The 12,659-nt window shown below is 43.6% G+C and carries 14 protein-coding genes; 8 read left to right on the top strand and 6 right to left on the bottom strand.

All coding sequences use genetic code 11. The annotated features are described in order from the left end of the window. Position 1: 1 nt before the first annotated feature. Together hemQ and M1D84_RS01575 are read left to right on the top strand one after the other, a co-directional pair. Positions 2 to 772, top strand: a complete 771-nt coding sequence (gene hemQ, locus M1D84_RS01580; RefSeq protein ID WP_024423793.1) for a hydrogen peroxide-dependent heme synthase — start codon at positions 2 to 4, stop codon at positions 770 to 772. Positions 773 to 839: 67 nt separating this feature from the next. Further along, complete coding sequence (locus M1D84_RS01575; protein ID WP_411263412.1) at positions 840 to 2,000, top strand: MFS transporter; 1,161 nt, start codon at positions 840 to 842, stop codon at positions 1,998 to 2,000. A gap of 13 nt (positions 2,001 to 2,013) precedes the next feature. Here M1D84_RS01575 and M1D84_RS01570 read toward each other — a convergent pair whose 3' ends face one another. Then, positions 2,014 to 2,493: an Lrp/AsnC family transcriptional regulator gene (locus M1D84_RS01570; RefSeq protein ID WP_133744442.1), complete on the bottom strand. Its 480-nt coding sequence runs from the start codon at positions 2,491 to 2,493 to the stop codon at positions 2,014 to 2,016. 145 nt (positions 2,494 to 2,638) lie between these two features. Between M1D84_RS01570 and M1D84_RS01565 the strand changes: the two genes are divergently transcribed. From M1D84_RS01565 to M1D84_RS01540, 6 genes are all read left to right on the top strand, one after another. Then, positions 2,639 to 3,871, top strand: a complete 1,233-nt coding sequence (locus M1D84_RS01565) for an MFS transporter (protein ID WP_411263413.1) — start codon at positions 2,639 to 2,641, stop codon at positions 3,869 to 3,871. Between the two features lie 149 nt (positions 3,872 to 4,020). Then, positions 4,021 to 4,623 (top strand): type 2 periplasmic-binding domain-containing protein, encoded by a 603-nt coding sequence (locus tag M1D84_RS01560; RefSeq protein WP_024423797.1) that lies wholly within the window; start codon positions 4,021 to 4,023, stop codon positions 4,621 to 4,623. 1 nt (position 4,624) lies between these two features. Then, the gene (locus tag M1D84_RS01555; protein ID WP_034281271.1) at positions 4,625 to 5,332 is read left to right on the top strand and encodes a cupin domain-containing protein; all 708 of its coding nucleotides are present in this window, start codon (positions 4,625 to 4,627) and stop codon (positions 5,330 to 5,332) included. Beyond that, positions 5,329 to 6,090: a glucose 1-dehydrogenase gene (locus M1D84_RS01550; protein ID WP_034621859.1), complete on the top strand. Its 762-nt coding sequence runs from the start codon at positions 5,329 to 5,331 to the stop codon at positions 6,088 to 6,090. Before M1D84_RS01555 ends, M1D84_RS01550 begins: the two co-directional genes overlap by 4 nt. Positions 6,091 to 6,105: 15 nt before the next feature. Further along, positions 6,106 to 7,527 carry an ATP-grasp domain-containing protein gene (locus M1D84_RS01545; protein ID WP_458106381.1) on the top strand — a complete coding sequence of 474 codons (1,422 nt, stop codon included), beginning with the start codon at positions 6,106 to 6,108 and terminating at the stop codon, positions 7,525 to 7,527. A gap of 17 nt (positions 7,528 to 7,544) precedes the next feature. Next, complete coding sequence (locus tag M1D84_RS01540; RefSeq protein ID WP_458106380.1) at positions 7,545 to 8,738, top strand: aminotransferase class I/II-fold pyridoxal phosphate-dependent enzyme; 1,194 nt, start codon at positions 7,545 to 7,547, stop codon at positions 8,736 to 8,738. Positions 8,739 to 8,752: 14 nt separating this feature from the next. Here the strand turns inward: M1D84_RS01540 and M1D84_RS01535 are convergent, their stop codons facing one another. The 5 genes from M1D84_RS01535 to M1D84_RS01515 form a co-directional block, all read right to left on the bottom strand. After that, on the bottom strand, positions 8,753 to 9,544 hold the full coding sequence (locus tag M1D84_RS01535) for an SDR family oxidoreductase (RefSeq protein ID WP_458106379.1): 792 nt from the start codon (positions 9,542 to 9,544) through the stop codon (positions 8,753 to 8,755). 104 nt (positions 9,545 to 9,648) lie between these two features. Then, the gene (locus M1D84_RS01530) at positions 9,649 to 10,104 is read right to left on the bottom strand and encodes a dTDP-4-dehydrorhamnose 3,5-epimerase family protein (RefSeq protein WP_024423802.1); all 456 of its coding nucleotides are present in this window, start codon (positions 10,102 to 10,104) and stop codon (positions 9,649 to 9,651) included. Then, entirely contained in the window at positions 10,097 to 10,951 is an 855-nt protein-coding gene (rfbD, locus tag M1D84_RS01525; protein ID WP_458106378.1) for a dTDP-4-dehydrorhamnose reductase, read from the bottom strand. Before rfbD ends, M1D84_RS01530 begins: the two co-directional genes overlap by 8 nt. 3 nt (positions 10,952 to 10,954) lie before the next feature. After that, on the bottom strand, positions 10,955 to 11,920 hold the full coding sequence (gene rfbB / locus M1D84_RS01520) for a dTDP-glucose 4,6-dehydratase (protein ID WP_122631611.1): 966 nt from the start codon (positions 11,918 to 11,920) through the stop codon (positions 10,955 to 10,957). Next, positions 11,917 to 12,657, bottom strand: coding sequence for a sugar phosphate nucleotidyltransferase (locus M1D84_RS01515; RefSeq protein ID WP_283859718.1), 741 nt, complete (start codon positions 12,655 to 12,657; stop codon positions 11,917 to 11,919). The genes rfbB and M1D84_RS01515 overlap by 4 nt, the downstream gene beginning before the upstream one ends. Positions 12,658 to 12,659 lie beyond the last annotated feature (2 nt).

Genomic DNA, 12,659 nt, shown 5'->3' with positions numbered 1-12,659 from the left:
AATGAGCGAACAACATACAACAAATGAAGCAGCTCAAACACTAGATGGCTGGTATGCGCTGCATGATTTTAGAACAATCGACTGGACAGCTTGGAAGCTGCTGACAAGTGATGAGCGCCAAGCCATCATTCATGAATTCACAGGTCTATTGGAAAAATGGAAAACAGCTGAGCAAGATAAAGCTGGAAGCCAAACAATCTATAGTATTGTCGGCCAAAAAGCAGATATTATGCTCATGATTTTACGTCCGACAATGGAAGAACTAGGTGAAATTGAACTCGAATTCAACAAGACACGACTAGCAGAGTTTACGATTCCAGCTTATTCGTATGTTTCAGTTGTTGAGCTCAGCAACTACTTAGCAGGAGGCGGCGATGGCGGTGATCCTTACGAGAACCCGCATGTACGTGCTCGCTTATATCCAGAGCTTCCTTCTTCTCAATACGTGTGCTTCTATCCAATGGATAAAAGACGTTCTGGCAATGACAACTGGTACATGCTTTCCATGGATGAGCGTAAATCTCTTATGAGAAGCCACGGTTTAATTGGCCGAAGCTATGCTGGGAAAGTAAAACAGATCATTACAGGTTCTGTTGGTTTTGATGATTATGAGTGGGGCGTTACCCTTTTCTCTGATGATGTGCTTCAATTTAAAAAATTGGTTTATGAAATGCGCTTTGATGAAGTCAGTGCACGCTACGGCGAATTTGGTTCCTTCTTTGTTGGAAACCGATTAGCAAACGAGCAGCTGGCGTCTTATTTCCATGTATGATAAAATCTTAAAGCTTCGGATCTCTCCGAAGCTTTTTTATGTATTTGTTTAGAAAGGTGATCACATCATGAAAAACTTCCCCATCGCTATTTTTGCGTTAACGCTCGGTGCGTTTTCGATTGGCATGACTGAATTTGTCATCATGGGACTTTTACCAAATGTCGCGAACGACCTTCATGTATCAATTTCTGCTTCAGGACAGCTGATTACTGGATATGCACTTGGTGTCGCAGTTGGCGGACCTATATTAACGTTATCGACTGGGAAAATGTCGAGAAAACGTCTCCTCATTCTGTTAATGATTCTTTTCGTGGCGGGAAATGCTGCTGCCGCTGTCTCGACCTCTTATGGTCTATTAATGGTCGCCCGTATTTTAACGTCATTTGCTCATGGAACGTTCTTTGGCGTCGGAGCCATTATGGCTGCACGGCTTGTGCCTAAAGAGAAAAGTGCAAGTGCGATCAGCTTCATGTTTACAGGACTGACAGTAGCCAATGTACTCGGTGTGCCGTTCGGTACCTTTATCGGAAACCAATTCGGCTGGCGTATGTCTTTTCTAGTCATTGCCGTCATTGGTCTCATTTCCTTAATCGGTATCATCAGCTTAGTCCCGAATCAGTCGAAGGAAGAAGTACTGGATATTCGAAATGAAGTATCCGTTTTGAAAAAACCACAAGTACTCGTTTCCTTTGCGATGACCATCTTTGGTTTTGCTGGTGTATTTACAGCCTTTACGTATATCAGCCCAATCTTGCTGCAAGTCACTGGCTTTCAGGAAAATGGGGTGACGCTCATCCTTGTCCTATTTGGACTTGGGGTCACTATCGGGAATTTAGTTGGCGGAAAGCTTGCTGATTGGAGGCTGATGCCAAGTATTATGGTGACACTGATCCTGCTCATTGCTGTCCTGTTATTGTTTACAGTCACTTCCGAATTCAAAGTGCCTGCCGTGCTGACCATTTTTGTTTGGGGAATCATTTCATTTATTCTTGTTCCTACCTTGCAATACCGCACGATGAACATGGCACATGAAGCACCGACACTCGCATCGACGCTCAGCCATTCTGCCTTTAATATTGGAAATGCCGGCGGTGCAGCGCTTGGCGGTCTTGCTATCGAAATCACACATTTACAGCTTGTTCCGTTATTTGCTGCAGCTGTGACATTTATTGGTCTTATCATTACAATTATGAGCTATCAGTCAGATAGACGAACAAAAAGGACCTAAGTCAGGTCCTTTTTTATTTCACCACGGTCATTTTTGGCTCTTCTATTTGTTTCACACGTTCCTGAATGGGATGAGAAAAAGATTGCTCTGACAAGACAATATGTGAGACAGTTTTTGTAAATCCAGATACTTCTTGAATAAAGGCTTCAATTTCTTCAAGAGAAGAAACTGACAGCTTAATGAAAAAGCAAGACTGCCCTGCCACTCGATAAGCAAAAAAGGCACGTGGATGCTCATTCATAAAAGTCACAAAACGCTGATACTCCCCATTTAACACCGTAACTTCCAGCAGGCAGTCAATCAGAAGCCCTAATTTTTTATAATTGACCTGAACAGAATACCCTTCGATAATCCCTGCATCCTCTAATTTACGCACTCTTTCTGCTACCGCAGGTGCTGATAAATTCACTCGTTTGGACAATTCCCTCATGGATAAGCGGGCATCTTCTCTCAATTCATTTAAAATATGCACATCTACATCGGTGATTTTCATTCGTACCTCTCCTGTCCAAAAATCGTTCCATTTGAAAAGTATTTTATGATAATACTTATGATGCGAAATGTAAAATAAAACTAAATAATGGTAGAATTTATTTTAACGGAATTGAATGAAAAAGCAAGTATGGAGGGATCACTTGATGAAAGAATCTTTAGACAGCCAGGCTTCTAAAACATTTCCCATCACACTTGCCATCGCACTCACACTTGGCGTTTTTGCTGCGGGATCGGAAGAGCTGGTGATTTCACCACTGCTGCCTGATTTATCAAACTCCTTTCAGCACTCTCTTGATGTTCTCGCTCTTTCCATCAGCATTTATGGGTTAGCTGTGCTGGTTGGAGCTCCACTGCTCGTTCCTTTAGGGGACCGGTATTCAAGAGAGCTGTGTTTGATTATTGGGCTGTCTTTCTTTTTGATTGGAACAGTGATGTGTGCTGCTGCCCCAAATTTGGCCGTGTTTTTTGCAGGCCGTGCTATTTCTGGGCTGGCGACTGGTGTATTTGTGCCAACAGCCTATGCTCTTGTGGGAGACCGGGTTCCATATGAATATCGCGGCAAAGTGATGGGACTCATTGTATCGAGCTGGTCTCTTTCTCTTGTCCTTGGTGTGCCCATTGGCGCCTTTATTGGTCAAAGTTTGAACTGGCGCTGGACATTTTGGATTTTCGCCATGATGAGCCTCGTTGTCCTGCTGCTCGTCATCCTTGAATCTCGAAAACAAGTCGCAGCAGCTGATCCGAAGGCATCTCAAGCGAGGGAGAAATCAGGCTCTATATGGGGGGCTTTAAAAATCGACCGAGTCCCTGCCTATTTGACCGTGACATTTTGTAACATGCTTGGATTTTATGGCATGTACTCATTTTTAGGGGCTTACCTGCAAAGTCTGTTTTCCGGGGGTCAATCAACAGCTGGACTTCTGATCATGGCTTATGGCGTTGGTTTTTCCATGAGTATATTTACCGGGAAATTAGCTGATTGGTTTGGCAAAACACGCTCACTTTTCTTTGTGCTGGGCGGCATTACGCTCGTTCTTGCCTTGCTTCCTTATGCACCGTTCTCATGGACATTGCTCATTTTCGCTTTATTTATTTGGGGTGCCATGCAAAGTTTATCTGTCACGCTTTTGAGCACCGTCCTGAGCGACTGCTCCCAAACCCACCGAGGCAAAGTGATGGCTTTTTACAGCCTTGCTTCCAATCTTGCCGTTATGCTTGGATCAGCTCTGATGGGACCTGTTTATGTCCATTTCGGCTATCATACGGTAGGACTTGTATGTGCACTCATTACGCTTGTTGGTTTTGTCATCAGCTTCGTCAGCTATAAACGTGAAAAAACCTTACAGCAGAAACATAAAAACACATTTGAAACGTGAGCTCATTTCACTGCACATCTCGATATGTGCAGTTTTTTAGATCAATTTTTAATATCATCATAAAATACATTTTTTATAAATTTTGTTGACAATTACCATTTTTATTTTTTATAATCTAGTAAAAATTTGAAAAAGATTGGATGGTAAACATGATCTTAAAGAATGATGTTTTTCATTTCAAAGAAGAGCCCATCGTTTCACCTAAGATGTTTACAGTCAATACATTAGGCCCTAAGGGGACAAGCAGTGAATATGCAGCAAAACATTTCATCTCTCATTCCACCACTACACTCGGCACCCATACGAAACTATCCCTTTACGACACATTCGAAACTTGCATTGAACATACTCTCTCTAACGCACTCCAATACACTCTCGTTCCACACGCATACGAAGGAATCAAACACTTCTACATGAGACCTGACCTACAGCTTTTACAAATATTCAGATGTGACACGCCCATGTATGGGTTGGCTGTCAGACCAGATTTCCCCTTTCAAGAACAAATGCTTCACCATTTAAAAATTGTTTCTCATCCTGCACCTGTGAATTTGATTCAATATTTTATTCATCAAAATGCTGAATTTGAGCTTGTCAATTCTACAAGTACAGCCGCACAAAAAGTAAGAGACGGAGAATTTGATTTCGCTTTAACCAATGAGGTGGCAAGAGCTACATACGGGCTCACCTTCATTCGAACATTTAAAAGCATTCCTATGAGCTGGTCTATATTCGGAAAAGGAGAGATGTAACATGACAACTGAACAAAAGGTGCAAGAATTATATTTTCCTCAAGCGAAAAAACGAGAATGGGATAATGGTGTCATCCAATATTCTACTGTCAGAGGCGATACGGAAGTGTTAATTTCATACGTCCCTCCTCACACGATCATCGAACCTCACGAGCATCCAGAAGCACAAATCGGCATCGTATTAAAAGGCGAGCTTCAAATGACGGTCGGCCAATCGACCCAATTGCTGACCCCATTAGAATCAGCTTATATTGCACCACCATTCGTTCCTCACGGCGCATCGAATCTGACAGATGAAGAAGTGATCGCCATTGATATTAAGAGATTAAAAGATGGCGAAGAATATACGGCTCCTCCTACTTATTTCTTAGACATTTTCAAAACGCGTGATTTACTTCCTGGCATGGAAGTGACTTTTTTTGTAGAGGACTGGATGGAGCTTATGATTGCCAACATTCCGGGAAATGGCGGGGAAATGCCTTTTCATAAGCACCGTAATGAACAAATCGGGATTTGCATTAGCGGTGGGTATGATATGACGATTGAAGGCTTTACAGAAAAGATGGAATTTGGCACGACTTATTTCTGTGATCCAAAAGAAGATCACGGCGCCATTAATCCAAAGCCAGAAGCATCAAAGTCTATTAATCTCTTCTTCCCTCCACGCTATAACCGCTTAAAGCCAAAAGCGTCTAAGGTGAAGAAATGAACATTGCCGGAAAAGTCGTCCTGATTACAGGAGGTGCGTCTGGGATTGGGCTTGCCGCCGTCAAGCTTTTCCTTGAGCACGGAGCAAAAGTAGCAGTGGCTGATATCAATGAAGATAGCGGTAAACAACTCGTTGAATCATTGCCTCATGAACATGCTGCGTTTTTCAAAACAGATATTACGAATGAGTCTGACTGTCAAAAAACCGTTCAATCCGTGCTGAGCCAATTCGGGACAATTGATGTTTTGATTAACAATGCAGGCATCGAAATTGTCTCACCTATTCACGAGATGACACTGGAGGATTGGAACCACATTCTACAGGTCAACCTGACTGGTGTATTTCTTATGAGTAAGCATACATTGCCCCATATGCTTGAAAAGAAAAGCGGAAGTATTATTAATACTGGATCTGTCGGAGGTCTCGTTGGCTGGCCTGACATTCCTGCATACAACGCAACAAAGGGCGGTGTCATCCAGCTCACCAAATCGATGGCGATCGACTATGCCGCTCATCAAATCAGGGTGAATTGTATCGCCCCAGGCATCATTGATACGCCATTAAATGAAAAATCCTTTTTAGACAATCATTCAGAAAGTCTTGAGGTTGTCAAAAAGGAAAAAGCAAAGGTGAATCCCTTGCTTCGTCTCGGAAAACCCGAAGAAATTGCGGGCGTGATGCTGTTTCTCGCCTCTGATCTATCCAGCTATATGACTGGAAGTGTTGTCACAGCAGACGGCGGATACACCGCTAGATAAAAAGGAGTGCTTTCATTGAGTAAAAAAACCGTACTTGTCATTGCTGACTTAGGAGGATGCCCGCCCCATATGTTTTATGAAAGCGTGGCAGCATCTTATCATATCGTTTCTTATATCCCGAGACCCTTTGCCATTACAAAGGGTCACGCTGAACTAATCGAAAAATACTCCATTGCCGTCATCAAAGATCGTGATTATTTTGAGACACACCCTTCTTTTGAACACCCTGATTCTATTTACTGGGCACATGATGATTATTTGAAATCAGAGGAAGAGGTGGTGGAAGACCTAGTCCGTGTGGCTTCCTTTTTCAAAGCTGATGCCATCACCACCAATAATGAATTATTCATTGCACCAATGGCAAAAGCAGCTGCGCGGCTGGGGCTGCGCGGCGCTGGGGTAAAAGCAGCTGAAATGGCACGTGATAAAAGTCAAATGAGGGCTGCATTTAACGCTGCTGGTGTCAAAGCGGTGAAAACTCAGCCTGTCACGACTTTAGCTGATTTCCAGCAAGCTATTGAACATATCGGGACACCACTTATTTTAAAGCCTACATATTTAGCAAGCTCCATTGGTGTGACCCTTTTTCATGACAAAACCGGCAGTGATGATCTCTTTTTAAACGTACAATCCTACTTGCAAACAATTCCCGTCCCAAACGCTGTGACATATGAAGCACCATTTGTCGCTGAAACGTACTTAGAGGGCGCTTACGAGGATTGGTATCAGGAGGATGGCTATTCCGATTATGTCAGTGTAGAAGGGTTCGTCGTGGAGGGGGAATATATCCCTTTTGTCATTCATGACAAGACCCCTCAAATCGGTTTTACAGAAACGGCTCATATTACTCCCTCGATCCTAGACAATGAAGCCCAGCAAATCATCATTGAGGCAGCAAAGAAGGCAAATGAAGGGCTGGGCCTTGAAAACTGTGCGACTCATACAGAGATCAAACTCATGAAAAATCGAGAAACGGGACTGATCGAATCAGCAGCTAGATTTGCTGGCTGGAATATGATTCCGAATATCAAAAAAGTGTTTGGGGTGGATATGGCCAAGCTGCTGATCGATGTATTAGTCGATGGAAAAAAAGCGGCGCTGCCAAAAGAGCTGCTTTCTGGACATACGCATTATATTGCAGACTGCCATTTATACCCTCAGCATTTCAAAGAAAGCGGACACATACCGGCAGAGGCCACACATATCACCATTGATCATATCCATATTCCGCAGGATGCTTTAGTTGGAGATACTGTGATCGTCAATAAATCCGTCCCGTCCAAAGGCACCTTTGTCGATCTATCTTTATTTGAAGCCTTTAACGGCATCGTGTCGCTTGAGTTAAAAGGGTCATCCTCACAGGATGTTGCTGCATCCATCCGCAACTTACAGAAGCAAGCTGCCATTCATTTAATGGATGAATTAGTCAAGGGATAGAAAGAGAGGGTAACGTGGTGGAGATCTTACCATCTAACATGATTAAACGGCTGCCAGAACAGAAATTTGGAACCGTATTTGAGAAAATTGCGCAAAAAGCACAAAACGGAGCGAACATCATAAACCTGGGTCAGGGAAATCCCGATCTTCCTACTCCTGCACATATCGTAAGCGCCCTTCAAGAGGCAGCAGCCACTTTGCAATTTCAGCAATATGCACCTTTTAGAGGCTTCGACTTTTTCAAGCAAGCCATTGCAGATTTCTACAAAAAGGAGTTCGGCACTGAGATAGATCCACAGAAAGAAGTTGCTCTTTTCAATGGAGGGAAAACAGGCCTTTATGTCATGAGTCAGTGTCTGCTTGACCCTGGGGACGTTGCCCTCATCCCCGATCCAGGATACCCAGAATATCATTCTGGGATCTTGATGGCAGACGCTAAGCCCTACTGCATCAAACTTGAATCGAAAAATGGCTATTTGCCAAATCTCTCTTCAATTGATCCGGAGGTGATTAAAAAGGCAAAGGTTCTTTTCTTAAATTATCCGAATAACCCAACAGGTGCTGTGGCAAATGATGCATTTTTTGAAGAGGCTGCTGATTTTGCATCGGCTCACGGACTGCATGTCATTCATGATTTTGCCTATGGTTCATTTCATTATGAGCAAAAACCAGTAAGCTTTCTGAACGCTCCTCTTGGGAAAAGCGTAGGAGTGGAATTATATTCTCTATCCAAAACATTTAATATGGCAGGATGGAGAGTCGCTTTTGCTGTAGGTAATGAGGACATCATCCAAGCCATTAACGCCTTCCAAGATCATGTGTTTGTCAGTATGTATGGCGGATTTCAACAAGCCGCAACCGTCGCTTTGCAAAGTGATGACTGTCACATACAATCATTAAAAGAGGTCTACCTTGAACGAATTCACTTTTTCATCCGTCAAGCAGAAAAACAGCTAGGATGGTCCATCGAATATCCAGCTGGCGCCTTTTATTTATGGGCTCCCATCCCTGATGATTTTGAACATTCTCATACATTTGCTGACTATTTACTCGAACATACTGATGTCGTTGTCACGCCGGGGGGTGTGTTTGGAGCACATGGAAGCCGTCATGTCCGCATCTCAATGGTCGCTCCAATTGAACAGCTTGCCCTGTTTATCGACCGGCTTCGCATCCTTCCAATTCGCTTTAATCAAAAAACCCGCATATAGCGGGTTTTTTGATGCTATATACTTTTCATTGCTCCACCATCGACGGATATTTGTTGTCCTGTAAGATAGGAGGCTTCCTCTGATGCGATAAAAGCGGCCAATGAAGCCATTTCACTCGCTGACCCCACTCTTTTCATTGGAATTCCTGACGCTACAGCCTGTACAGCTTCTTCCCGCGATAATGCCTGTTTACGCATCATGTTTCCGATAAATTGTTCATACCGATCTGTAGCTATAAATCCCGGGTTTAAACAATTCACTGTGATCCCTGAAGGTGCAAGCTGTGTGGCAGCATTTTTACTAGCATTAATAATCGCTGCATTCATCATACTGTTCGTAAACATTTGGTCACCAGGCTCCTTCCATAGGTTCCCGACAATTTGAATGATCCGGCCATATTCATGTCGTTTCATCATCGCTGCCGCACGCTTCATCGTATCAATGTACGCAATGGCTTTTTGAGAAAATGCTGCCATCATCTGCTCGCTGTCACATGAATCAAAGGTATCCGGCTTCCCCCCTGGAATGTTATTAATCAACACATCCAGTCTGCCAAACTCTTTTTCTATTTTCGTAAAAGCCTCAGCCCTCACTCCTTCATCTGACATGTCCCCACAGAAAAGAGCCACCGGTTCCTTTGTTTCTGCCATACGCCCAATGTGCTGCTGCGCTTCTTCTAGTGAGGATTGATTTCTAGAATTGATGATGACCTTTACATTGTCTTGAGCGGCAAGCTTTACGGCGATGGCCATTCCAATCCCTGTACTTGCTCCTGTTACAAACGCAATTCTTTTAGACAAACTCATCCACATCCCTTTTCTTATCAGCTTCGTACATATACATAAAATGACACATATAGAATGTATTTCAACAAAAAAAGACCTTTCTCCTGCGAAAGGCCCCCCGTTCTCTATTTAAATGTCGTTTCCCAATTAAACCCGATCGTTTCGTCATTCCAGGCGATTCGCTTTTCATCTGGGTTTTTCGGGTCATACGATTCTGTTGTGAAATACACAATTTGCAGCGGCGTCTCACCTAGTACACGGTAGCCATGCGCGACACCCTTTGGGATGAGAAGCAGCATCGGATTGTCTTCCCCCATATAATACACATCGGTTTGCCCCTTTGTGGGAGAGTCCTCACGCAAATCATATAACACGACCTGTGCATGACCTGCCGGGAAGAACCAAACGTCGTCTTGTTTTTCATGATAATGAAAGGCTTTGATTACGCCTGGAAAGCTTTTCGACCAGGACGCCTGACCAAAGCGTTTCAGCATCGGTTCATCATCTCGAATGAGCTCTGCAAAAAAGCCGCGGTCATCACAATGTTTCATGAGTTTTTTTGTTTGAACACCATCAATCATGCTGTTGCCATCTCCCTTCTTTCTGCAAATATTCGTGAAGTGCATCCTTCCAATGCCTCGGCTGCCAGCCTGTGGCTTCAATCGCTTGAAGATCTAAGACAGAATAGGCTGGACGTGGCGTTTGGAAGCCGTACTCCTCAGTGGAAATCGGCTCAATTGTAGCGGACAGGCCGCTTTTCATCACAATTTCTGACGCAAAATCAAACCAGGAACAGCTTTCTCGATTACTGACATGGTACACGCCTGCCTTCTGATCAAACAAATGAATCAAGGCCTCGGCTGCATCCTTTGTATAAGTAGGAGACCCTATTTGATCATTCACAATGCGCAAATGATCCTTCGTTTCAGCGAGCCGAAGAATGGTATTCACAAAGTTATGCCCCTCATGTCCGTAAAGCCACGAGGTACGAATGATTTTCACTTCGTCTGACACAAGCTGAATCAATTCCTCACCAAGCTTCTTACTCTTTCCATAAATGGTTTGAGGATCTGCTTGTGCATCGACTTGGTAAGGGGTGTCCGCCTGCCCGTCAAACACATAATCTGTACTGACATGTAACACATCAGCGCCTGCGCGCTTTGCTTCCAGGGCTGTATAGTAGGCGCCAATGCCATTCACAAGATACGCCTTTTCGGTTTCTGTTTCACATTGATCAACAGATGTATAGGCTGCTGTACTGACAACAATATCAGGCTGATAGTGTCTCATCGCATGTCTAACTGCCTGTTGGTCTGTGATATTGAGCATGTTCCTCGTTAAGGCAATGACGGTCATGTCTTTTTCTTTGAGCTGTCTGCTCAATTCTTTCCCTAATTGGCCGCCTGCACCTGTGATTAAAACTTTCATCCGTCACCCTTCTTCGCTCTGATCGTATTTGGTTCGATACCAATTGATCGTTTTTTCGATACCTTCTTCAAATGACGTCTCCTGCGTCCAGCCGAGCTCGCCTTTTAGCTTACTGGCATCAATGGCATACCGTCTGTCATGTCCTTTTCGGTCTTGAATAAACGCAATTTGATCATGACTGATTCCGAGCTGCGATAGAATCGTTTTGGTTAAATTGAGATTTGTTTTCTCATTGCCGCCGCCAATATTGTATACCTGCCCGGCTGTGCCGTTTTCGAGCACCTTCTTCACAGCTCTCGCATGGTCCTCTACATACAGCCAATCGCGAATTTGCCGGCCGTCTCCATAAATCGGGATTTTCTCTCCATTGACTGCTTTTCTAATAATGGTCGGTATTAATTTTTCCTCATGCTGATACGGTCCGTAATTGTTGCTGCATCGTGTAATCATCGCGGGTAATTGGTGAGTGTGGATATAGGATTTCACAAGCAGGTCTGAACTCGCCTTGCTTGCTGAATAAGGATTATTCGGTGAAAGTGGTGTTTGTTCTGTGAAAGCAGGATCATCTGGCTCCAAATCTCCATATACTTCATCTGTTGAAATATGAATGAGCTTTTTCGCCTTTCCTTTTAAGACCGCTTCAAGCATACGATACGTTCCGAGGACATTTGTTTGAATAAAAGGCTCTGCTGATTCAATGCTGCGATCAACATGCGATTCTGCCGCAAAATGAATGATCGCATCATAGACTTCGTCAAATGCTTGATCCAGCTCATGCTGAAGGGTAATATCCCCTTGAATAAACCGAAAATGAGACAACTTTAATAATTCATCCATCTCGTCTGGATGACTGGCATATGTTAATTTATCAAAAACGGTGAGCCTGACATTTGTATCCTGAAGCAGCAGCTTCACAAAATTCAGTCCGATAAAACCCGCTCCGCCTGTAATTAAATAAGACTTCGTCATTCGGATCCCTCTTTTTTCTTCATCGTTTCAAACATTTTCGCAGATGCTTCGTGGAGAGATTCATGTGTTCCTGCATCAATCCACCACCCTTTTAACATATCATAGGTCAGCTGGCTATTTGAGATATAGAGATTGTTCACGTCTGTAATCTCTAATTCGCCTCGATCTGACGGCGAGATTCTCTCAATATATTGAAAGACTTCTTGATCATAAAAATAGATGCCCGTGACGCAGTAAGATGAGCGCGGATGCTCCGGCTTTTCCTCTATTGATAAAATCCGTTGGCGCGTGACATCAATTTCTGCAATGCCAAACCGGTTTGGATCTGCCACTTCTTTCAACAAAACCTTGGCTCCTCTATCTTGCCGCTGAAAGGCTTCAACAAAAGGGTTTAGCGAATCCTCAAATACATTATCACCAAGCATCAGCACAAACTTCTCCCCTTTGACAAAGGGCTTTGCATAGGATAAGCCGTCTGATATCCCAGACGCTTCAGGCTGTACCTGATATACGATGTTCATCCCCAGTTCCTGCTCGCTTTCAAGCAGCTTTTGAAACAGCGGGATTTGTTCTTCTTGTGATATGACCATCACATCTAAAATCCCTGCTTCCTTCAATTTGAACAATGACCAATAAATCATTGGATATGGACCAACCGGCAATAAATGTTTATTGAAAATCTTCGTTAAAGGCGCCAGTCGTGATCCCTTTCCTCCTGCTAAAATAACTCCCTTCACAT

The organism is Bacillus sp. PK5-006 (genome assembly GCF_054161415.1).
The sequence above is the reverse complement of the archived record's forward strand: the minus strand, read 5'-3'. Positions and strand labels throughout refer to the sequence as shown.